This window comes from Cupriavidus sp. GW822-FHT06G04 (genome assembly GCF_058799075.1).
This window is the reverse complement of sequence record NZ_JBXALD010000002.1, coordinates 605,472-627,336: the sequence shown is the minus strand read 5'-3', so window position 1 is coordinate 627,336 and position 21,865 is coordinate 605,472. Positions and strand designations below refer to the sequence as shown.

General features: G+C 64.5%; 22 protein-coding genes. 5 read left to right on the top strand and 17 right to left on the bottom strand.

All coding sequences use genetic code 11. The features are described 5' to 3' along the window. Window positions 1-145: 145 nt before the first annotated feature. The gene (locus AC1RKI_RS06925) at window positions 146-1,165 is read right to left on the bottom strand and encodes a tripartite tricarboxylate transporter substrate binding protein (RefSeq protein ID WP_407648841.1); all 1,020 of its coding nucleotides are present in this window, start codon (window positions 1,163-1,165) and stop codon (window positions 146-148) included. 111 nt (window positions 1,166-1,276) lie between these two features. Here AC1RKI_RS06925 and AC1RKI_RS06920 point away from each other — a divergent pair, with 111 nt between their 5' ends. Then, entirely contained in the window at window positions 1,277-2,281 is a 1,005-nt protein-coding gene (locus AC1RKI_RS06920) for a quinone oxidoreductase family protein (protein ID WP_227458921.1), read from the top strand. A 65-nt stretch (window positions 2,282-2,346) separates the two neighbouring features. Here AC1RKI_RS06920 and AC1RKI_RS06915 read toward each other — a convergent pair whose 3' ends face one another. After that, window positions 2,347-3,285 carry a recombination-associated protein RdgC gene (locus AC1RKI_RS06915; protein ID WP_061955360.1) on the bottom strand — a complete coding sequence of 313 codons (939 nt, stop codon included), beginning with the start codon at window positions 3,283-3,285 and terminating at the stop codon, window positions 2,347-2,349. Window positions 3,286-3,456: 171 nt separating this feature from the next. Further along, complete coding sequence (locus AC1RKI_RS06910; protein WP_244786123.1) at window positions 3,457-4,056, bottom strand: BPSL1445 family SYLF domain-containing lipoprotein; 600 nt, start codon at window positions 4,054-4,056, stop codon at window positions 3,457-3,459. Window positions 4,057-4,241: 185 nt separating this feature from the next. Here AC1RKI_RS06910 and AC1RKI_RS06905 point away from each other — a divergent pair, with 185 nt between their 5' ends. Beyond that, a complete protein-coding gene (locus AC1RKI_RS06905) occupies window positions 4,242-4,757 on the top strand; it encodes a hypothetical protein (protein WP_341248119.1) in 516 nt (171 codons plus the stop codon). Window positions 4,758-4,844: 87 nt separating this feature from the next. Here AC1RKI_RS06905 and AC1RKI_RS06900 read toward each other — a convergent pair whose 3' ends face one another. Together AC1RKI_RS06900 and AC1RKI_RS06895 are read right to left on the bottom strand one after the other, a co-directional pair. Continuing rightward, on the bottom strand, window positions 4,845-5,678 hold the full coding sequence (locus AC1RKI_RS06900) for an aldo/keto reductase (protein WP_492794395.1): 834 nt from the start codon (window positions 5,676-5,678) through the stop codon (window positions 4,845-4,847). A 110-nt stretch (window positions 5,679-5,788) separates the two neighbouring features. After that, window positions 5,789-6,187, bottom strand: coding sequence for a tautomerase family protein (locus AC1RKI_RS06895; RefSeq protein ID WP_150979670.1), 399 nt, complete (start codon window positions 6,185-6,187; stop codon window positions 5,789-5,791). A 130-nt stretch (window positions 6,188-6,317) separates the two neighbouring features. Between AC1RKI_RS06895 and AC1RKI_RS06890 the strand changes: the two genes are divergently transcribed. After that, a complete protein-coding gene (locus AC1RKI_RS06890) occupies window positions 6,318-7,205 on the top strand; it encodes a LysR family transcriptional regulator (RefSeq protein WP_492794397.1) in 888 nt (295 codons plus the stop codon). Window positions 7,206-7,258: 53 nt separating this feature from the next. Here AC1RKI_RS06890 and AC1RKI_RS06885 read toward each other — a convergent pair whose 3' ends face one another. From AC1RKI_RS06885 to AC1RKI_RS06865, 5 genes are all read right to left on the bottom strand, one after another. Further along, window positions 7,259-7,945, bottom strand: coding sequence for a Fe2+-dependent dioxygenase (locus tag AC1RKI_RS06885; protein WP_061955367.1), 687 nt, complete (start codon window positions 7,943-7,945; stop codon window positions 7,259-7,261). Between the two features lie 62 nt (window positions 7,946-8,007). Then, on the bottom strand, window positions 8,008-10,281 hold the full coding sequence (locus AC1RKI_RS06880; RefSeq protein ID WP_490714429.1) for a TonB-dependent receptor: 2,274 nt from the start codon (window positions 10,279-10,281) through the stop codon (window positions 8,008-8,010). A gap of 315 nt (window positions 10,282-10,596) precedes the next feature. Then, window positions 10,597-11,568 carry a Bug family tripartite tricarboxylate transporter substrate binding protein gene (locus AC1RKI_RS06875; protein WP_061955371.1) on the bottom strand — a complete coding sequence of 324 codons (972 nt, stop codon included), beginning with the start codon at window positions 11,566-11,568 and terminating at the stop codon, window positions 10,597-10,599. A gap of 144 nt (window positions 11,569-11,712) precedes the next feature. Continuing rightward, on the bottom strand, window positions 11,713-12,186 hold the full coding sequence (locus AC1RKI_RS06870; RefSeq protein WP_061955373.1) for a DUF2147 domain-containing protein: 474 nt from the start codon (window positions 12,184-12,186) through the stop codon (window positions 11,713-11,715). 673 nt (window positions 12,187-12,859) lie between these two features. Continuing rightward, the gene (locus tag AC1RKI_RS06865; protein ID WP_227458927.1) at window positions 12,860-13,246 is read right to left on the bottom strand and encodes a hypothetical protein; all 387 of its coding nucleotides are present in this window, start codon (window positions 13,244-13,246) and stop codon (window positions 12,860-12,862) included. 448 nt (window positions 13,247-13,694) lie between these two features. On the opposite strand from AC1RKI_RS06865, the gene AC1RKI_RS06860 reads away from it, so the two are divergent. Then, window positions 13,695-14,120, top strand: a complete 426-nt coding sequence (locus AC1RKI_RS06860; RefSeq protein WP_223505845.1) for a hypothetical protein — start codon at window positions 13,695-13,697, stop codon at window positions 14,118-14,120. Window positions 14,121-14,156: 36 nt separating this feature from the next. Further along, complete coding sequence (locus tag AC1RKI_RS06855; protein ID WP_061955379.1) at window positions 14,157-14,723, top strand: histone H1-like DNA-binding protein; 567 nt, start codon at window positions 14,157-14,159, stop codon at window positions 14,721-14,723. 153 nt (window positions 14,724-14,876) lie between these two features. On the opposite strand, the gene AC1RKI_RS06850 is transcribed toward AC1RKI_RS06855, so the two are convergent. The 7 genes from AC1RKI_RS06850 to accC form a co-directional block, all read right to left on the bottom strand. Next, complete coding sequence (locus AC1RKI_RS06850; protein ID WP_492794400.1) at window positions 14,877-15,074, bottom strand: hypothetical protein; 198 nt, start codon at window positions 15,072-15,074, stop codon at window positions 14,877-14,879. 116 nt (window positions 15,075-15,190) lie between these two features. Then, window positions 15,191-15,658 (bottom strand): outer membrane lipoprotein, encoded by a 468-nt coding sequence (locus tag AC1RKI_RS06845; protein WP_061955382.1) that lies wholly within the window; start codon window positions 15,656-15,658, stop codon window positions 15,191-15,193. 65 nt (window positions 15,659-15,723) lie between these two features. Continuing rightward, window positions 15,724-16,671: a carbohydrate kinase family protein gene (locus tag AC1RKI_RS06840; protein WP_061955384.1), complete on the bottom strand. Its 948-nt coding sequence runs from the start codon at window positions 16,669-16,671 to the stop codon at window positions 15,724-15,726. Between the two features lie 106 nt (window positions 16,672-16,777). After that, a complete protein-coding gene (gene tpx, locus AC1RKI_RS06835) occupies window positions 16,778-17,278 on the bottom strand; it encodes a thiol peroxidase (RefSeq protein ID WP_061955386.1) in 501 nt (166 codons plus the stop codon). Window positions 17,279-17,356: 78 nt separating this feature from the next. After that, a complete protein-coding gene (locus AC1RKI_RS06830) occupies window positions 17,357-19,453 on the bottom strand; it encodes a DUF3426 domain-containing protein (RefSeq protein ID WP_492794402.1) in 2,097 nt (698 codons plus the stop codon). 9 nt (window positions 19,454-19,462) lie between these two features. Further along, window positions 19,463-20,392, bottom strand: a complete 930-nt coding sequence (prmA, locus tag AC1RKI_RS06825; RefSeq protein WP_061955387.1) for a 50S ribosomal protein L11 methyltransferase — start codon at window positions 20,390-20,392, stop codon at window positions 19,463-19,465. Window positions 20,393-20,434: 42 nt separating this feature from the next. Then, a complete protein-coding gene (accC, locus tag AC1RKI_RS06820) occupies window positions 20,435-21,802 on the bottom strand; it encodes an acetyl-CoA carboxylase biotin carboxylase subunit (RefSeq protein WP_061955541.1) in 1,368 nt (455 codons plus the stop codon). Window positions 21,803-21,865 lie beyond the last annotated feature (63 nt).

Here is a 21,865-nt window from a genome sequence, read left to right as displayed (position 1 = left end):
CGAGCAGCCAGAACGGGTGAAAGGCGGACATCGGGCAAGGGCCCGGTGTCCGTTTTTCTTTGGGGCGATGCCGATGCGCATGCCGACCCGGCGCGCGCGTCGCGCCGATCCGCCGTGTCAGTCGGCTCCCATCAGTCGGCTGCGATCAATCGGCCGTCGCGCCCGAGCGCTTGACCACTGTCGACCATTTGCGGATTTCGCTGTCGACGAATTTGCCGGTTTCGGCCGGCGTCATCGGCATGGGCTCGGATCCGCGGTCGGTGATGAACTTGTGCAGCTCCGGCGATTGCAGTGCCTTCACGGTTTCTGCGTTGAGCTGGCTGACGATGGCGGGCGGCGTGCCCGCCGGCGCCATCATCACCGCCCAGCCGAGCGCCTCGAAGCCGGGCACGCCTTCCTCGCGCACGGTCGGCACCGCCTGCAACTGCGGCACGCGCCTGGCCGTGGTCACCGCCAGCGGCACGGCCTTGTTGGTCTGGATCAGCGGCATCGCGGCCGTGACCGAATCCACCATCAGCGGAATCTGGTTGCCGAGAAAATCCGCCTGGGCCGGGCCGCTGCCCTTGTACGGGATATGGACGATAAAGGTGCCGGTCTGCGCCTTGAGCATTTCTGCAGACAAGTGCTGCGTGCCGCCAATCCCGGCGCTGGCGTAGCTGTACTTGCCCGGCGCGGCCTTGGCCTTGGCGATCAGGTCCCGCAGCGATCTGAAGCCCGATTGCGGCGTCGCCAGGAACACCAGCGGCACCGAGAACACGCCGGAAACCGGCGCGAAATCCTGCCGCGGATCGTAATTGAGCTTCTTGTAGAGCGTCTGGTTGATGGCCATCGCGCTGCCAGCCATCACGATCGTGTAGCCGTCGGGCGCGGCCTTTGCCGCGACTTCCATGCCGATATTGCCGCCCGCGCCGGCCCGATTCTCCACGATCACCGACTGGCCCAGTTGCTTGCCCAGCTTCTCGGCCAGCGCACGCGCAAAGATGTCGGTGGCTTGCCCCGGCGGAAAGGGCACGATCAGTTTGATCGGCCGTTCCGGCCAGGCGGCATGGGCGGTGCCGGCGGCGGCCAGCAGCAATGCGGCCAGCGGCAGGCCAAGGTGGGGGCGCAACGACTTCAAGGAGGTCTCCTTCAACGGGTTGTGGAATACAGCTGACGCCTTGTCCATGGCGTCTTTCGGCCAGATTCTACGCCTCATGCATTTTCAGAATCGGCTCAAAGACGCGCGCCCGGCGACTGCCTACGATCGACGGCAGACATCACCAAGGAGAGCGTCACGATGCAAGCCGTTGTATTGCACCAGCTTGGCCAGGCTCCGCGCTTTGGGGCATTTCGCGACCCCGATCTGCGCGCCGGCGAGATCCTCGTATGCGCCAGCGCCGCCGTGGTCCGTCCGTCCGACCTTGCCATCGCGCGCGGCTGCCACGCGCACATGCCGCGCGAACTGCCATACATCTGCGGCCGTGACGGCGTGGGGTGGCTGGCGGACGTCCCGCACACCGGCCGGCAGAATGTCCGGCAGGGCGGCCAGCGCGTCTACTTCCGGGCCGCGCGCAGTCCGTTCGGATCGATGGCCGAGTACGTGCCCGCGGAATGGGTAGTGCCCGTGCCGGACGGCGTCGATTCGGCCATGGCGGCGGCGCTGGTCGGCCCGGCGATGACGGCCTGGCTGCCGCTGGCCATGCGCGCCGACCTGTATCCCGGAGAAACCGTGCTGGTGCTGGGTGCCTCGGGGCTGGTCGGGCGGCTGGCCGTTCAGGCGGCGCGGCTGCAAGGCGCGGGACGGGTGATTGCAGCCGGGCATCGCATCGACATGCTGACCGCACTCGGCGCCGATGCGCTGATCGACCTCGCCCAGCCGCCCAGCGTGTTGCAGCACACCTTTGCCACCTACGCCGACGACGGAATCGACGTGGTGGTCGATCTGGTCTGGGGCAAGACGCTGGAGCTATTGCTATCGGCGCTGATCCAGACCGATGGCATTCCGATGTACGGCAACGATCGCGGCGTCCGGATCGTGTCGGTGGTAGACCGCTCGGCTGGCAGCCTGATCATGGCGCCCACGGCATTGCGCGATTCGCGCGTGACACTGATCGGCTGCGGACCGGCCAATCATCCCCCGGCCGAAGACCTGATGCTGCTGGTCGAAGAAATTCTCGGCTGCATGCGCGACGGCGAGCTTGCCGTCGACACCGAGCAAATGGCGATGGCCGACGTGGAGAGTGCGTGGGGACTGGCGCAGGCACCCGAGCGGCGGGTGGTCCTGACGCTGGGGGCGCCGTGATCGCGGACCGCCCACGCCCGCGTGCCTCCGGTGGCGGGGCGTCCGGGGCGGGGCGGCTGGCCGGATCAGGCGGCCTTGCGTACGTCGGCTGGCGCCGATGCCGATTCGGCCTTGCGCTCGCCGCCCAGGGCTTCCGTCAGGTCGCTCAGCAGGCCAGCCAGTTCGCCGGCCATCAGCGCAAAGTCGGCGTCGAAGCGCTCGTCCTCGTCGTGAAGCGTGGCGTCCGCCTGCTCCTTGATCACGTCGAGCGGGTTCACGCGCTTGACCGCCAGGGCGTCGGTGAGCACGAACGAAACGCGGTCGTTCCAAGTCATCGCCAGACGCGTGCAGCGCTTGCCGGCGGCAATGTGGCGGCGCAGGTCTTCGGGATCGAGCGGGTGGCGCACATAGCGCACCGTCGCCTTGCTTTCGCTGCTGGACTGCAGTTCGATTTCCTGGTCGACCGTAAAACCGGCCGGCGCGGTATCGGTGGCAAGCCACTCGGTCATCGCCGCCACGGGCGACAGGTTGACTTGCAGGCCTACGACCGGCAGCGGATCGATGGCCTTGAACAGCATGCCGCGCACTTCGTCGGCCTTTGCCGTGCCTGCCGCGTCGATGGCAAGCCAGCCATTGGTCGGGTCGATCCAGACCCGCGTGTCGCGGCGAATGCTGAAGGCGCGCGGCAGCAGTTCCTCGGTGATCTGCTCCTTGAGTTCCTTCAACTGCTTGCGGCCCGGCTTGAATCCCTGCTGCTCTTCCAGCTCGGCGGCGCGGGCCTTGGTGACCTGGTTGACCACTGTGGCGGGCAGCAGCTTCTTCTCGGTGCGCAGCACCAGCAGCATCTGGCGATTGACGCAATGCACCAGACGATCGTTGTCACGCGGCGATGCCCAGCCCTGCGTTTGCATTTCGAGGCTGGTGCCGGGATAGAACGCGTGCTTGGCCAGGCAGGCCTCGACGTCGTCGGCGCTTAACGTCCACGGGGCGGAGAAACGATGAATCTGGAGATTCTTGAACCACATGAGAATTCGGCCTCGCGTACGGATTGGAAAATTGTGAGAGGGACGAATTCTAACGGGTCAACGTGCGCGGCTACCGCGACGAAAAAAAATGCCCATGGCGCGGGAACAGGAAATTCCGCGCCATGGGCACTGCATGAGATGCGCCGCCGATGCCGCCGCGGCGCAGGGTCTTCAGATATCGAGCTTCGAGATCTTGGTGCCTTCCAGGCTCAGGCCCGCCATCAGCCCGGCGTTGGTCATCGCAAAGCCGATGATCGGTTGCTGCGCCGTGTTGGTGTCGATCTGCCCGTTTGCGCCGATGGTCGCCAGCGCTACCGTCGCGTCGGCGCCCACTTGCCAGCCGCTGCTGCGCACGAACTTGTCGTAGGCTTCCTGCGTCATGAACATCAGGACGAAAGCCTTGGACTGTGCGCCGATCTGCCAGCCCACCGACCCGGAGATCGCACGGTAATAGCCGCGATCCGCGCCGCCGGAGCGCAACACGCCGTCGCCGTATTCGCCACCGACGATAAAGCCGGCGGAGAGCAGTTTCGGGAAGATCAGGATGCCCTTGGCCTTGGCACCCAGGTCTCGCGCGCCCTTGGCAGTGGCATACAGTCGGTTCAGCGTGTCGGTGGCGCCGGTGTCGATTTCGCGGCGCTTGGATGCGGCATCGCCGGAGTCTTTCGGCCCGGTCACGCTACAGCCGGCGAGCGACATGGCGCCCAGGGAAAGGCCCGTCAGGCCGACAAGACCAGCACTACCAGCGGACAGGAAGGTTCGTCGTTTCATTGTTTCCTCCAGGAGGGTGTCATGTGTTGCAACCGCCTCTACAGCATAGGCGCGCAGAGCACATCCGCCAATGCGAAGTTGTCTGACACGGACCGGGCGAGTCTCTGACATGGCATCGTCATACTTTCTTGCAAATCCGCCCTACCATTGCCGGAACCCGCTTAAAACGTCTGTGTCTGTGCAGCATGCAAAAAATATCCGCGCCCCCCGCCATTTCCGCCGGCCACGCCGATTTCCAAAACGCCCTGAGCAATATTGCTGCGCCGCAGCGCCAATCCCAACGCCGCGCCGGCCTGGGTGTTGCCGCGCTTTCGCTGGCCACGCTGATGCTGGCCGCCTGCTCAAGTGCGCCGAGCGTGGAGACTCCCGAAGCCAAGCAGGAAGTGGCGCAAATGAACGCCGGCTGGCAAGCCGAGCGCGCGAAGTACATGGACTGCGTGCAACAAAAGGCAGACGACGGCGCCCGGGGCAAGGGTACACCCAAGGACGTGGCAGCCGGCGCCATCGATGCGTGCAAGGACCAGCTCAAGGTCATGCACGACGCCTTCCATTCCTATCTGTCAGCGCAGATGAGCACGGCCCATGGCCAGACCAGTGCGCGGCAGGCGGCCGACCGCGTTACCACCGATACCAGGGAAAAAGCGCGCACTTACCTCACGCGCTACGTCGAAGTCGAACGATACAAGGCCGGCCAGCGTTGAGTGTCGCCGCGCGCCGGCGCCAAGCCCGCCGCGTCGCGCGCCTGGGTCGCAAGCCAGGAGATGCCGCTGCGTTCAGAGTGCCGCTGCTCAGAGCATTGCCAGCGGTTGGGCGTGCCGGGGCGGCGGAAAGATCTTGTCCAGTTCGGCCATTTGTTCGGGCGTCAGGTCGATCGTCAGCGCGTCAAAATTCTCGCGCAGGCGATCTCGGTGGCTGGTCTTCGGGATCGCGATGACGTCATCGAAAGAGAGCAGCCAGGCCAGTGCGGCCTGAGCCGCCGTCATGTCGTGCGCAGCGGCAAAGCGCTGCAGGCCGTTGTTGCGCAGGAGCCGCGCCTGTTCGATCGGCGAATAGGCCATGATCGGGACGTTGCGTTCACGCAACCATGGCAGCAGATCGAACTCGATGCCGCGGCGGCCGAGGTTGTATAGCAACTGGTTCACGGCCACGCCGTCGCCGCCGGGCGCGTCCCAGAATTCCTCCATGTCGGCCCGATCGAGATTGCTGACGCCGAAATGACGGATCTTGCCCGCCTGTTGCAGCGCGAGAAACGCCTCGATGGTCTCCTCGAACGGCACGTCGCCGCGCCAGTGCAGCAGGTACATGTCCAGATGATCGGTGCCGAGCCTGCGCAGACTGCGCTCGCATGCGGCAACGGCGCCCTTGCGGCTGGCGTTGTGCGGATACACCTTGCTGACCAGAAATGCGTCGTCGCGGCGTCCGGCGATGGCCTCACCGATAAGCGATTCGGACAACCCTTCGCCGTACATTTCGGCGGTATCGATCAACCGCAAGCCCATCTCCAGACCCAATTGCAGCGTGGCCAATTCTTCGGCGCGCGTGCCAGCGCGGTCCCCTATGTTCCAGGTGCCCATGCCCAGCGCGGGAACTTGCTCGCCGCCGGGCAGCGTGACGTACTTCATGCGATGTCTCCGGAAGGAATTGCAGCCCTTCACACTAGTGAACATCGCGAAGCAGTACAAGCCCGCTACCCGCACGACACTTTTAACCGCGCTGAACAACCGGACGCGGATTAGCGATGCTGGTGGCGGAATTCCTGCGATTTGCCGCCATAACCATAGGCCGCCGCACGCGCATCGATCACGTGGATGTAAGACACTTCGTTGACATCGCCGATCACTTCCGACAATGCCTCAAACGCCTGCTGAAGAAACGCGGCTTTTTCTGCCTTGGTGTTCGTCTCGTCGGTGACGCTGATATCCAGTTGAAACGCGTTGCGCCCCGTGCGGTGCTCGGACAGCGGCTTCCCGCCGATAAACCATTGCTCGCGCGGAATGAACGTAATCGTGGTGGCGATCACCGGCGCGTCCTTGCCCAGCACACGCTGGGTCAGATCGCCCACCGCGGCGACGGCGCGATGCATCAGTTCGGTATCGGGATGGCCGGAAATTTGCAGGGTGACGTGGGGCATGACAGGCTCCTTGATCTGTTTCGATTTGCAGCGTCTTGGTGCTGCGGTGATGTCATGGTAGGCCGCGTCTTGATATCGGAAAAGCGGGAATATACGATATGATCCATCGGTGAATCCGATGGAAAAAACGATGCGCACATTCGAAACCGACCAGCTCAAAACGTTCGTGGCGGTGGCGGACAGCGGAAGCCTGTCGGCCGCGGCGCCGCGCTTGTTCCTGTCCCAGTCGTCAGTCAGCGAACAACTCCGCAAGCTGGAAGAGCGTGCCGGCGTGCCGTTGCTCACGCGTGGGAAGAAGGGCGCAGCGCTGACGCCTGCCGGGGCGCGGTTGCTCGACTATGCGCGGCGCATCCTGTCGTTGAACGCGCTGGCCATGGCCGAACTGCGCGGGCAATCGCTCGATGGCGAACTGCGTCTCGCGGTGACCGACTATTTCCGTCCCGGCGAAATTGCTGGCATGCTGCGACGCCTGCGCGACAGATATCCATATTTGAAACTCCATGTGACGGTCATGAAGAGCGCCGCCATCGAAGCGGCTGCGGACATGGATGCATTCGACATCGGGTTGAGCATGCGGCTGATCGGTATGCGCGGTGGCGACAAGGCGACGACCGCGCGCCGCGGTGTCGTGCTGCGGCGGGAAGCGCTGGCGTGGGTGGCCGCGCCGGAGCTGGCCGATGCGCCGCAAGATGTCCTGCCGCTGGTGCTGTTGCCGGACACCTGTTCGATGCATCAGTTTGTGGTGCAACTGCTGATGCGCCGCAAACGCGAATTCGAGATCGCGCATTCGGCGTCGGGCGTGGCGGGTTTGCATCTGGCGCTGGCCGCCGGGCTTGGCGTGTCGTGCCTGAATGCGTCGGCAATCGGCCCGGGCGTGACGCCGATCGATGCGGCAGCCGTCGCGCGCTGGAAGTTGCCTGCGTTGCCGTCGGCCGAGTTCTATCTATTAGGCGCGCGAGCTGGCGAGAGCGATTTCATCGGCCAGGCCCGCCAGGCGCTGACGGAGCAATTTGGCTGAGGCTGCGCCGGCCAACCTGCTGTCGACCGGCGATGGCGCCTGCGGAGCTCGGCTCAGGTCTCGCTCCACTGGCGCAGCAGGTTGTGATAGCAGCCAATCAGACTGCGGCGGGCGCGCTCGTCGGCGTTGGTCTGGTTTAGCGTCTGGATGGCGTTGTCCATGTCGAACAGCAGCGCGCGCTGGCCGTCATCGCGAATCAGGCTCTGGATCCAGAAAAAACTGGCCAGGCGCGTGCCGCGCGTGATCGGCGTCACCTGATGCAGACTGGTGGCGGGATAAACGATCATGTCGCCGGCGGCCAGCTTCACCGCGTGCACGCCGTAGGTGTCTTCCACCTGCAATTCGCCGCCGTCGTAACTGGCCGGGTCTGACAGGAACAACGTTGCCGAGACATCGGTGCGCAGCTTGCGGCCATTGTGCGGATGAATGCGTACGCCTCCATCGACATGCGCGCCGAACGTCATGCCGGCGCCATAGCGGTTGAACATCGGCGGATAGACGATGTTCGGCAGCGTTGCACTAATAAATAGTGGATGCCGTTCCAGCGCGGCAAGGATCAGGTGCTGGCATTGCGCCGCAACCTCGGACCGCTCGTCGATCTGCTGATTGAACTTGACCGGCGCGCCGGAGTAGCCAGCCGAAACGCGGCCGTCCACCCAGGCATCGCCAGCGTGCTCGAGCTGTTGCACCACGGTCGCCAGTTGCGCGGCGTCGAGAACTTTCGGAATACGAACCAGCATGCGGGAATCCGGTTGGGACCGCCGGCGAACGCGACCTGCGCGAGCAGCGCGGCGCCGGGGCCTTACATGCGATAAGCGAACGACAGCATGGCGGTGCGGCCCGTACCGGGCACCGAACGGCCGCCGTCCGACTGAATCAGCGCATCGTAATACTTCTTGTCGAAGATGTTGAACAGATTCAGGCGCACATCGTACTTTGGCTGATGGTAGGCAATCATGCCGTCCCAGCGCACAAATCCTCCCACCTGCACCGTATTGGTATTGTTGGCATAGCGTTGTGACATATAGAACGCGCCGCCGCCAATTTCCCAGTCCGGCATGACGCGGTAGCTGGTCCAGGCCGTGGCGGTGTGCTTCGGCGTATTGGTCGGTACCTTGTCTTGCGTGTTTGCCGCAATGCCGTTTTTGATCACGGCGTCGAGATACGTGTAGCCGGCAAACACCTGCCACTTTGGCGTGATGCGGCCGGTCACGCCGGCGCGGAAGCCATCCACCTGGATCTTGCCGGTCAGCGCGTAGGTGGTGGCGTCGATCTGGCTGCGCGCATTGTCCTTGGTGATGCGGAAGACCGCCGATGTCAGCGACAGGTTGCCATCCATCACATCCCACTTGCCGCCAGCCTCGTACGACTTGTTCTTTTCGGGATCCAGCGATTGCTGTCCCACCGTGCCCACCAGCTGTTCGAGCGACGGATTGAAAGATGTGCCGTACGAGATGTAGTAAGACTGCTGCTCGGACGGCTGCCAGATGCCACCCAGCCGCACGCTCGTGAAGTTGACCGACTGATTGGCGTTGGCCAGCGCGGTGTTGCCGGCGGTATTGCCCGCGTTGATCGAGTTGCTGATGCTGGCGATGTACTTGTCGTAACGCAGCCCCGCCACTGCCTTCCACTGTTTCGTAAATTCGATCGAGTCGTTGGCGTACACCGCCACCGTATTGGCCGATCCGCCCTGGAGATTTCCAGTGCTGGTAGCCACGCTGCCCGGCGAGTCGCGATAGACCGGATCCACCACTGGCGTGCAGGCGACGTAGCCGGCTGTGGTGCCCGTCGGATTCAGCGGCGTGGTGCCGCAACTGCCGTTGCGGTAGTAGTTCTGGTTGTTGTAGCCGTCATGGCCAAACTCCAGGCCCGTCAACAGCGTGTGCTTGATCGGACCGGTGTCGAATTTCGCGGTCAACTCGGTCTGGTTGAAGATCGAATAGTCGCGAATGTTGCGATCGTGACTCTGCTGGCGCACATAGAGCTGCGACAGCGGCAGATTGGTGGTGGTCAATGCTGTGAATGCGCCCGCCGCATTGATCGTGCCCACGGCGTTCGGAGCCGTCTCGCGCGCATCGGTTTCCACATAGTTGAACGCGGTGACGTTTCGCAGGCGCAGGTTGGGCGAGAACTTGTGATCGACCCCGGCCGACAGCGACGCAATGTTCTGGCGTGTACGGTCATTGTTGAACCCATAGTAGGTGTTGCGATCGACATTGACCGGGTGCCCGTTGATCGCTGGCAGGCCATAGTCGGGCATGTCTTCGTTGTGCTGGAGCAACGCCGACAACGTGATTTCGGTCGAGGTGCCGATGCCATAGCGCCACGACGGCGCGATGCCGAAATCCTGCACCGTCATTTCGTCGCGCGTGCTCGGCTTGCCGTCCTGCGCCATGGCCGAGATGCGGAATGCAGAGGTATCGCCAGTCGGCGTGTTGACATCCGCGGTGGCGCGCACCAGACCGTTGGTCGTAACCGAACCTGTCACCTCCGTGGCGGCCTTCAACTGCGGCTTCTTGCTGACCTGATTGATCACGCCGCCCGTGGAGCCCCGGCCGAACAGCATCGACGAGGGGCCCATCAGCACTTCCACCTGATCGAGCGCAAAGGTGTCGCGATAGTACTGGCCGCGATCGCGAAAGCCATCGAGATAGATGTCGGTGCGCGCCGAAAAGCCGTTCAGGTTGATGTTGTTGCCGATCTGGCCGCCTTCCGCGCCGCCGATGGTGATGCCCGGCACGTTGCGCAGCGCATCGGCCAGCGAACTGACGCCTTGCGATTCCATCAGCGCGCGATTGACGATCGTGACCGATTGCGGCACGTCGCGCAGGTCGGCAGGCAATTTCGACAACTGGCTGCCTGACGGGTTGAAATCGTCGCGCGACGCCGCGCCCTGGACGGTGATCTCGCGCAGCGTCACCGGCGCGGTTTCGCCTTTCGGCGTGGCTGCCTGGGCCGCCGCTACGGGCGTCTGTGATGCGGGCGCGGGCGCCGCTTGGGCGAATGCCGAGGGCGCTGCAAACAACGCGACGAGCGCAGCGGCAACAGGGGTCAGTCCGGGGGTGCGACGATTCATTCTCGAGTCCAGTTCGCCCCGTGTGGCCGGGCCCTTACCGGCTCGATATCCGGGGCATATATGCGGGCGATTCGGGAATATAAATACGAACGATTCTCGTTGCAATTGCGTTGTTTGGCGTTCACAGACAACACATCTGGATGTCGAATGACTTATTCAAAATACATATGAGGGCCGAATTCTGCGCGATCTGATATTTCTTATGGCGTATTCGACGCATTAGGCGGTTTGCGCAAAAGAAACGGCCCGCATGTCGCGGGCCGTCGGGCAATACATTCGGATAACAGACTTTATTTTTATTTGCTCACGGATCGGTTACTCGGCGGTCATGTGGGCGTTCTTGGCAATACGTCCGAGCCGTTCGCGTTCGCTCTTGATGAACGCAACAAAGCTCTCCACGGAACCACCCGCCGGCTCGATGCCGTTCTGGATCAGGCGCTCACGAATTTCCGCATTCTGCATGCCCGCAGTCAGCTCGGCATTCATGCGCTTGATGATCGCGGGGTCGGTGCCCTTCGGCGCGAAAATGCCGGCCCAATGGCCGATGCGCACTTCCGGCAAACCTTGCTCGGCGGTGGTTGGGATATTCGGCGCCGCGGGCATGTGCTTGTCCCACGTCGCGCCCAGCGCCTTGAGCTTGCCTGCCTTGATTTGCGGCAGCACGACGATCGACGCTTCCGACGTGGCAGCCACCTGGCCGCCGATCACCGCGGTGATGCTCTCCGAACCGCTCTTGTACGGCACCACGGTCAGGTCCGCACCTTTCTCCTTGAGCATCTCTTCAACGAAGTGGGGCGTGCTGCCGCTGCCTGCGGTGGCAAACGGCACGCCGCCTTGCTTCTTCGAATACTCGATCAGTTCCTTGACGTTGTTCACCGGCAGCGAAGGCGATGCCACGATCACCGAAGGGCTGACCGCGATCAGCCCCACCGGCACCAGGTCGTCGGGCTGGTACGGCATCTTGGTGCGAATCAGGCCGTTGGTCACGGTACCCACGGCGCCCACCAGAAACGTGTACCCATCGGGCTTGCTCTTGGCCACGTAATCCGCACCGACGATGCCGCCCGCGCCGGGACGATTTTCGATGACCACAGGCTGGCCGATGCGCTTGCTGACGGCGTCGGCGCCAGCACGCGCCACGAGGTCGTTGGCGCCGCCCGCGGTGAACGGCACGACGAACTTGATGACATGGTTTGGCCACGCATCGGCCGCGTGGGCCGTGGTGACAAACAGCGGGGCGGCGGCCAGTGCGAGGGCCAGCTTGCGGCGGCGAACGGATGTGCGCATGAGTCAGTCTCCGGTAGTTGTTGTGAGGCTCGGGATGCCGATCTTACCGAAGGAACCTGTCAGTTGCCTTAAGCGCCGCCGATGGCTGTCGCCGCTTCGCTTGCAAGACGCGTGGTGGCAAGCGATCGGCAACATCTTCGTGGGTCACTGCTGACGCACCCAGGTCTGCGTCCGACCGATCAGGCTGATGCCGATGAAGCCGCGCACGTTGAGCTTCTTGCCGTCGTCGGCAAGCGACATCTTGCATTTGTAAAGCTTGCCGCTTTCGGGATCGAGGATCTCGCCGCCGCTCCACTCGTTGTCTCCGGTCTTGCGCAAGCCGGTCAGCAGCGTCATGCCGATGATGGGCTGGTCCTTGCGCGAGTCGGTGCACTTGTCGCACACCTTCGGCGGCCCCTCAGACGGCACGAGGCTCTTCACGAGCTTGCCGCTGTACACGCCGTCCTTCTCCGCAATCTCGATCACGCCGCGCGGCTTGCCGGTGGCGTCGTCGATGGTGTGCCAGGTGCCGGCGGGGGTCGATTGCGCCAACGCCACGGCACTGGCGGTCATCATCGTTACGAAGGTGGCGGCGAGGGCGGTCGCCCGGACGAAGGCGCGGGGGGCGGTCATGCGCATGGAAATCTCCAGTTCGGTTTCGCGACGGCACAATGCCGGTCGCGGAGTGCTCTTGCCGGATGGTACGGCGATGGCCGTCTTGCAAGTCGTACACGTAAGTCGTGCAGGATATCCGCACACGACCGACGATGGTGGGCGACGATCGCCGCGCGCATCGCCGCCCGGCCGGCAGCAGCACCGCGCCGCCAATCTACTGTGGGCCATCCCGCGCCGCAATCTCCAACATCCGTTTGCGTACGCACCAAAGCACGCCGGGGCGCTGGCCGGAATCGACCGCTGGCTGCGGTGCGGCGGGATTCTGTTGCGCAACAAAACGCGGGCGGATGTCATACCCGAGACATTCCTCTAGCGAGCCGCGCATTGGCGCACTGGCGCAACAGCGGCCGCGTCGGAGCCGCCAATCAGGAGCGCGTGCACAGCGCGCGCCGATGTCGGTAGGAACCCGGATACGCGCCGACTCGTTGCCGATACGCGAGCAATGTGCGCGTCCGAGATGCGCGCCAGAATGCGCACGCGCACGACGCGTGCCGACGAACATCGACGGCTATGGCACGTCGGCGAACCCGGACGCGAAAGCATCGCGCCGATGTGGGGCGATGTCTGACCTCGCAGCCGACATTCTTGCGTAGCGCGGGCGGGCACGGCATGCGATTCGATCTCGCCACCGCGCGCGTCATGCTCCGGGCGCGACGCACGGCGCGGCACGAACCACGCGCATCCTGGCACGCACGATTGGGTCCGATTCGAACGCGCGACGACCATCGTCATCGATGCGATTCACATCGTTTCGAGTTGGTGAACGCGTCGGATGACCATCGCGAAGCACGATCGACTTGGCAAACCGTTGCATCGACGCATCACTCTTTCGTCGTACTCGCGCAACTGTCCGATCGATGCGCGCGAGGTCCGACACACGCATCGCGCGATGGTCGCGCACGCGTTGCGATGCGACGACGACGCGCTCCTCGCACGTGGTGCAGCTGCAGTGTCTGCAATCGCGTGCGACGAATGTTTGCAGCGGTGCGACGCGCTGCGACGAAGCCTCGGTGCGCTCGCGCAAAGCCAATGTTCATGCGGGTTTCGAGACGATCGTCAGGTTTGCGCGGACGCTTCGAAAGCCGTTGCGCAATAGCGATGGAGAGGTTGAACGCGCTGCGCGAGCGTGACCGAAAATCAGTCGATGCGCGACGCGATACGGTCCATCGCGACCCGCCAAATTCGATCGCGATGGAACTTCGTTGGCGAGACGAAAGTCGAGATCAACATGTGTGTCGATGGTGTTGGCATCGAGGTGTCTGCGCGGAGTAGATCGATTCGTTCTTGCGCGCAAGTTTTTTTGCACTTTTTTCTTAACATCATCGAACAAACGAATTATGATTCGCCTTGACAAGAGTCTCACTTCATTGCATCGACACCAACGATGCGTGGCGTCGCCAGCAAGCAAGACGTCGCGATGATTGCGATGCGTTGATGCAAGTGAATGCGGGTAGCCGAGGAGCACTAGAACTTTGACGCAGACCGAGCCGATCCGGCTTCTTACAACGCGTGCAGTCTCCTGTAGCCCTGTCTCGGGATGGGCGAACTACCCCTTGATGATTGCTGTCTGCAGCGCGCGAGGCCATGCCCGCGCTGCAGGCCTGCTGACCGATATCTCCTCTTTCCTGGCCGCGCGCCGACACAACGGCCGGCGCGGGCCAATCGAATATTTCAGGGCACCGCCTGCCCCGGAAATCCGCCTGCACGCTGGCTTCGAAGCTGGCGCGCGGATTTCGGGCCGCGGTGAAAGTACCGCGCTGTGCGACGTCATCCACGGCGGTTTCCCTGTCACCGAATTCATTAGCGTGCGGTCTGAGTTGAGTCGTGCGCCGATGAATCGCTCGCTCGATTGGGGTTCGCGGCAAACGCGCCTCGGGTCGGTCGGGTCGTCCATTTAGGTCATTCGATATTTCACGCTAGTGAAGGAGTTATCCATGGCAACTGCTGCAAAGAAAAAGCCGGCGGCTAAGAAGGCCGCCAAGCCGGCCGCCAAGAAGGCTGCTGTGAAGAAGGTCGCCGCCAAGAAGGCTGCCCCGGCCGCCAAGAAGGCTGCTGCCAAGAAGGTCGCAACGAAGAAGGTAGCTGCCAAGAAGGTCGCCGCCAAGAAGCCGGCCGCCAAGAAGGTAGCCGCGAAGAAGGTTGCAACCAAGAAGGTCGCCGCCAAGAAGGCCGTCGCCAAGAAGGCGGCACCGGCCAAGAAGGCTGCAGTGAAGAAGGTTGCTGCCAAGAAGGTCGCAACCAAGAAGGTCGCCGCCAAGAAGGCAGCACCGGCCAAGAAGGCCGCAGCCAAGAAAGTAGCCGCCAAGAAGCCGGCTGCCAAGAAGGCCGCTGCCAAGAAGCCTGCCGCGAAGAAGGCCGCCAAGCCTGCCGCTGCGAAGAAGCCGGCTGCGAAGAAGGCTGCCAAGCCTGCTGCTGCGCCTGCCGTTGCGCCTGCCGCTGCTGCAAAGACCGCGCTGAACCCGGCTGCGGCCTGGCCGTTCCCGACGGGCAACCGTCCGTAATTGACTCGCCTCGTGCGAGCGATGACAACTGGGAAATGCCTGGGCACGCATCGCGTGCCGCACTGACCGGATACCTCGTATCCGGTCCGCAAGACAGCGAGTCTTGCCAACCCGCCGATGGCCACCGTGCCCGGCGGGTTTTTTATTGGTCAGTCAGCATTGGATGCTTTCGGCATCGGCATCGGCATCGGCATCGGCATCGGCATCGGCATCGGCATCGGCATCGGCATCGGCATCGGCATCGGCAGCGCGTGGGCGCGTGCTCTGGCGAAGCGGCTGGGCGATGGCGGAAGGCTCAGGCGGCCGAGGGTAGGCGAAAGAAAGCAGGCAGAAGAAGGGAGCGTGCAGCAAGGTATCGGCGCAAGGGCAACGGCAGGAGGGCGCAGGCCGATTGGCAAGGGCACAAAGCAGAACGCCGCGGCCCAGGGGCTCGCGGCGTTCTTCATGACAGCTTTGTCATGTCGCGATCAGTGTGTGACGCGCGTCGTCCCGCCCGAGGACAGCAGACGCACCCGGTCGCCAGGGCGGAACACCTCGTCGGCTTCCTGCGTGATAGCCCGCATGTCGCCGTCTTCCAGGCGCACGGTGATTTCCAGGCCGCGTCGCTGCGTCAGACGGTTTTCAGCCGCGCTGCCGGCGATGCCGCCGAGCACGGCGCCCAGCAGCCCGGCTGCGACCGATCCACCGCCGCTGCCGATGGTGCTGCCGGCCGCCACGCCGCCGATGGCACCACCTGCGATGGTCCCGGCGCCGGTCGAGCCGCCCTGGATCATCACTTCACGTACACCCTCCACCACGCCAAAGCGCACCACCTGCTCGCGCTGTGCCTGTCCCGGCGAATAGACGCTGTTTGAATTGGAGTAGTTGGCGCAGCCGGTCACCAGGGCCGCGGTAGCCAGCACCGCTGCGCCGCTAAGTCGAAGGATCTGATTCATGGCAACTCCCGTCTGAATGCCGCGCGGTTCATCGAATTTCGGTGCGCGCGGTGCACCGTTTTATCTTAGGCGTATCGGTATCCGAAAGCGGACTCGAAACGATTGCCGATTTCGTCGCGCGAGACCCAGTGATTCTGCGGGCCTTGCTGGGCGATCTTGAGCGCGCCCATCAACGAAGCGAGTCGGCCAGTGGTTTCCCAGTCCAGTCCGTTTTCGATGCCGTAGAGCAGGCCGCCGCGGAAGGCGTCGCCGCAACCGGTGGGATCGACCACGCGTTCGGCCTGCACCGCAGGAATCGCAAACTGCTGGCCATCCGCGAAGATGCTGGCGCCGCGCTCGCCGTGCGTGACGATGAAGGCGCGGACCTTGGCGGCAACCTCGGCGCTGGTCCACGCGGTGCGCGACAGCATGACCTGCGCTTCGTAGTCATTGACCGTCACGTAACTGGCGAGTTCAACGAACTGGCGCAGGTCCTCGCCGTTGAACAGCGGCATCGCCTGGCCAAGATCGAAGATGAACGGAATGCCGGCTTCGGCAAACTGCTGTGCATGGTGCAGCATGCCTTCGCGGCTGTCCGGCGCGACGATGCCAAGCGCCGGACGCTTGCCCGCGCCGAGCGCATCCTGCACGCTGTTCAGTTGCGATTGGCCCATCGCGCCCGGGTGGAATGCGGTGATCTGGTTGTTGTCCAGATCAGTGGTGATCATGGCCTGCGCGGTGAACGTGTCCGGCAGCGTGCGGATGTGGTCGGTGCCGATGCCGAGGTCGCGCAGATATTGCAGATACGGTCCCGCGTCCTGACCGACGGTGGCCATTACAACCGGATCGCCGCCCAGCATCTTGAGGGTGTAGGCAATATTGCCGGCGCAGCCGCCGTATTCGCGCCGCATGCCGGGAACCAGGAACGACACGTTCAGCATGTGGATCTGGTCCGGCAGGATGTGTTCACGGAAGCGCCCGTCGAAGGTCATGATGGTGTCGTAAGCGACGGAGCCGCAGATCAGGCTGGACATTGATTCTCCATGTGGCCCGGCGTTGGGCCATTTGCATAAACGGTAAAGAATTCCGCCCGTGCGTGACGGGCGGATTCGCATCAACGACTGTGTGCTACCGCACAGATTACTTGAGCGCGGCCAGGGCAGCGTCGTAGTTCGGTTCCTGCTTGATTTCCGGAACCAGTTCGCTGTACTTCACGGTGTCGTTCTCGTCGACCACCACCACGGCGCGTGCGCAAACGCCCGCCAGCGGGCCGCTCTTGATATCGACGCCGTAGGCGTTCTTGAACTCGGCACCGCGCATCGTTGACAGCGTGACCACGTTGGTCAGCCCTTCAGCCGTGCAGAAGCGGCCCATGGCGAACGGCAGGTCGGCCGAGATCGTCAGCACGACGGTGTTGGCCAGGCTGCTGGCGGCTTCGTTGAACTTGCGCGCGGATGCCTGGCACACCGGCGTGTCCAGGCTCGGCACGATGTTCAGGACCTTGCGCTTGCCCGCGAAATCGGCCAGCGACACGTCCTTCAGGTCCTTGCCGACCAGCGTGAAGGCCGGGGCCTTGTCGCCAGCCTGGGGAAACTTGCCGCCAACTTCGATGGCGTTGCCGCCGAGGGTCACATTGCTCATGGTCTCTCCTGTCAGGAAAAGTAAATACGGCACCCCGGCCCGGTGCATTGCCGGCCGGCGTGGCGGGGGCGTTGGAATTCAGGGGTAGAAGATCAGCACGCGGTAGTTCGCTACCGTCTGCTGCGTCCGGAATCGTACCCGAACCGGTAGCTCGCTGCCCGCGCGCAGCCCGGTGGCGGCGAATCCACGCTGCACCGGCTCGAGATATTCGGAAGGCTGCAGCACGCGGCGCAGCAGCAACTGGTCCTGCAGGTCGGTCATCACCAGCTCGATCGCGGGCAGCGCAGTGGTGGCGCGTCCCTGGTTGCGCAGCGTGACGGCGAGCTGATAGACGTCGCTGGCTTCGTCCTGCTTTTGCAACTGCGAGGTGTCGATACGCAGCGATTCCAGGTCGCGCCATGGCGGCACTTCGCAGCCGAACGGCGCGCACGCGGCTTCAAGTACCGGACGCAGCACCGGCAGGCTGCCAGCGACCTGGCTGCGCGCCAGAAACACGCCTTGCACGATGACGCCAAGGCCAAGCACGACGGCTGCGATACGCATCCATGTGCGCTTGCTGACCGGCGAGGGCGTGGATTTCCGCTCCGTGCGCGGTGCGGCGCGCCCGCGGGAATGGCGCAGGAAGTCCGGGGCGAACACGGGGCCCGTAGCGGCCGTGGCCGACGTGTCGCGGCGCAGCCAGTGTCGCATCGCGGATTCGCGCGCCCCGGGATCGCGCGCGTCGTCGCGCGGCAATTCATCCGCATCGTCAGACACCTGTTCGAGCCCCATCTTGGCCTGCGCAGCCCACGCTTCGGCTTCGGGATCGGCGGGATCCGCGGCCCGCAGAAATCCGCTCGCGCTGCGCACGGGCTCCGGGGCAGGAAATGGATGGGCCGAAGGCGCCGCATCGGCGGGATCGGCGGCGCGTGCAGCTGGCTCGATATCGCCGATGCCGTTGCCAGCGCCGTGATGGTCGACATTGCCGACATCGTCGACCGGGTTGCCATCGCCGACGGCGCCGGCCGCGTCGCCTGCCGTTGGCGTGTGGCCATGCGGCGGCACAGGTGCATCCGTGTCGCGCGCCATGTCGGATTCGCTCGCCGGCTCTGCATCCAGTGCCGGGAAGCCGGCGCCTTGGCCGGAGGGCTGCGCGGTCTGCAACGGCGGCCAAATCGGCTTTGCGCTATAAGCGCCGGCGGGCGGCAAACCGGAGGGCGTGGCGGGCGCAAATGCGGCGGCGGGATCCAGCGACGAGTGACCGGTCGGGCGCGCCGGCTCGTCATCGAACGCGGAGTGGTCGAGTGTCGGCCACGGCGCGGAGGACGTCGATGCGGATGGCGCGGCATCGGCTGCCGCGGGCGGCGGAACGGCCTCGGGCGCTTCGTCTGCGTCGGCTGCGTCGCCGATATTGGCCGCATGCGCGTCGGACGAGACCGAATCCTGGTCGTCCGCCTCGGCGGCGGCTGGTGCTGCGGTATCGCGTGGCTCGACAGCCGGCGTGGAATATTCCGTCGATGTCGTGTCGGAGGCCGACGGCTGCGGGGCGTCGATGTCGCGCGCAGGAATCGCATGCGCGGCACCGACGTCGACGGCCATGCCGTTGAACCCGCTCGGAGGCGTGGCGGTGGGCGGGCGCGGCGTTTCAATCGGCGCGGTTTCGTCGGCGCGGCCGTGGTCGCGCGCGTGTTCCGTACTCGTGGTTTCGGTGTGCGATGGCGCCGCGTCGTCAGCCGTCGGCGCCCGTGCCGCGGCTGCGATCTCGTCCGCATCCGACATCAGCGTGGTCGGAGAGTCGAGCGCGGGCACTTCGTAACCCGGATCGAACCCCGGATCGAACGGCGCTTCGCCTTCCCTTGCGCGCGCCATCGCCTGTGCCTGCTCGGCATGCGCCAGCGCGGCGGCGATGCTGACAGAGGCGGATGCAGGGCGGGCCGGCGGCGCGACAGGCGCACCGGACGCAGAACTGGCAGCAAATTGCGCGGCCGGCGCGGCCGGTACGGGCGATGCAGCCGGTGTAGGCGATGCAGCGGGTGCGGGCCGCGCGGGGACTTCGATCAGATGTTCGCGCGCGTCAAAGACGGTGTCGCATTGTCCGCAACGGACCAATCCCTGGCGCAGCCGCAACTGATCCGCGACAAGCCGGAACGCGGTGCGGCAGGCCGGGCAGCGCGTGACGAGCTTGGCAGCGGCCATGGTGAGCAATCAGGAGCGAGCGGCGGAGTTGCCGGGTAAATCGTCGGATGCGGCGCGCGTGCCGTGCAGGCAGACCCAGCCTTCCTCGCTGCGCCAGACGGACATTTCGAGCCACGGCGCATATGCCGCCGCCACTTCGTCGGCCTGCCGTTCAAGCACCCCGGAAAGGATCAGGCGGCCACCCGGACGCACGCGCGCCGACAGCATCGCCGCCATGAGCTTGAGCGGATTGGAAAGGATGTTGGCCACAACCAGGTCATAACTGGCGTCGGACACTGCTTCAGGCAACGCGAAGGTGGCCTGCACGCGATTGCGCTCGGCGTTGTAGCGCGAGGCTTCGACCGCGTTCGGGTCGATGTCGATGCCAACGGTATCGCCGGCGCCGAGCTTCTTCGCCACGATAGCCAGGATGCCCGACCCGCAGCCGTAATCAAGCACGGTTTCGCCCGCGCGCAGGTTCTGTTCGAGCCACTGCATGCACAGGCGCGTGGTCGGGTGGCTGCCGGTGCCGAAGGCCAGGCCCGGATCGAGTTCCAGAATCACGGCGGCCGGGTCGGGCGCGTCGTGCCACGAAGGCACGACCCAGATCTTCTCGCCGATGCGGATCGGCTCGAACTGGGACTGCGTCAGCCGCACCCAATCCTGATCTGCCACGTCGCGCAACGTGTACGACGGCGCCTCGACGCCGAGCGCATTCGCCGCAGCCAGCACCACCAGCGCGGGGTCGGTTTCCTCGTCGAACAGGGCCACCACGCGCGAGCGGTTCCACGCGAGCTTGGTGGGCTCCAGTCCTGGCTCTCCAAAGAGCGGTTGCTCGTCAGGCGTATCGGCGTCGGCGTCTTCCACCGATACCGACAGCGCGCCGAGGTCGAACAATGCATCGGACCAGGCTTCGGCCTGATCCTGCGCAATTTCGATCACACATTCCTGGAAAGCCACGAGGATCCTTTATGACTGCATGCCGGCCAGGATGGCCGCGCCTCAGGCCTTTTCGCCGTGGGCGTTGGCCTTCTGGGCCAAGCGGTGTTCAAGATAGTGAATGCTGGTGCCGCCTTCCACGAAGTTGGCGTCGAGCATCAGATCGCGGTGCAGCGGCACGTTGGTCAGGATGCCGTCGACCACCATTTCCGACAGCGCAATGCGCATCCGGGCAATCGCCTGGTCGCGCGTGGCGCCGTACGTGATGATCTTGCCGATCATCGAATCGTAGTTGGGCGGCACGAAGTAGCCATCATACGCGTGCGAGTCGACGCGCACCCCGGGGCCGCCGGGCATGTGCCAGGCAGTGATGCGGCCCGGCGAAGGCGTGAACTTGAACGGATCTTCGGCATTGATGCGGCATTCGATGGCGTGGCCGCGCAGTTCCACGTCCTTCTGGCGGAAGCGCAGCTTCTCGCCGTAGGCGATGCGGATCTGTTCCTGCACGATATCGATGCCCGTGATCATCTCGGTGACCGGGTGCTCCACCTGCACGCGCGTGTTCATCTCGATGAAGTAGAACTCGTTGTTTTCGTACAGGAATTCGAACGTGCCGGCGCCACGGTAGCCGATCTTCTTGCACGCCTCTGCGCAGCGGTCGCCGATGCGCTCGATCAGGCGGCGCGGAATGTGCGGCGCGGGCGCTTCCTCGATCACCTTCTGGTGACGACGTTGCATCGAGCAATCGCGCTCGCCCAGCCAGATGGCTTGCCTGTGCTGGTCGGCCAGGATCTGGATTTCCACATGGCGCGGGTTCTCGAGGAACTTCTCCATGTAGACCTCGGGATTGCCGAAGGCGCGGCCCGCTTCCTCGCGCGTCATGTTGACGGCGTTGATCAGCGCGGCCTCGGTGTGCACCACGCGCATGCCGCGTCCGCCGCCGCCGCCGGCCGCCTTGATGATCACCGGATAGCCCACACGGCGCGCGGTGGCCAGGATTTCCTTCGGATCGTCCGGCAGGGCGCCTTCCGAGCCCGGCACGCACGGCACACCGGACTTGATCATGGCCTGCTTGGCGGACACCTTGTCACCCATCAGGCGGATGCTGTCCGAGGTCGGGCCGATGAAGACGAAGCCGGATTTTTCGACACGTTCGGCGAAATCGGCGTTTTCCGACAGGAAGCCGTAGCCGGGGTGGATTGCCTGCGCGTCGGTGACTTCCGCCGCCGAGATGATGGCCGGCATGTTCAGGTATGACAGTGGCGACGGAGCCGGTCCGATGCAGACGGCTTCATCGGCCAGCTTTACGTACTTGGCTTCCTTGTCGGCTTCCGAGTACACCACTACGGTCTTGATGCCCAGCTCGCGGCAGGCGCGCTGGATGCGAAGGGCGATTTCGCCGCGGTTCGCGATCAGAATTTTTTCAAACATGGTCTCTCTCTGCGAGAACAGGGGCGGGCCCGCGCGCGCCAGCTGGCGCGGCCGGACCAACGC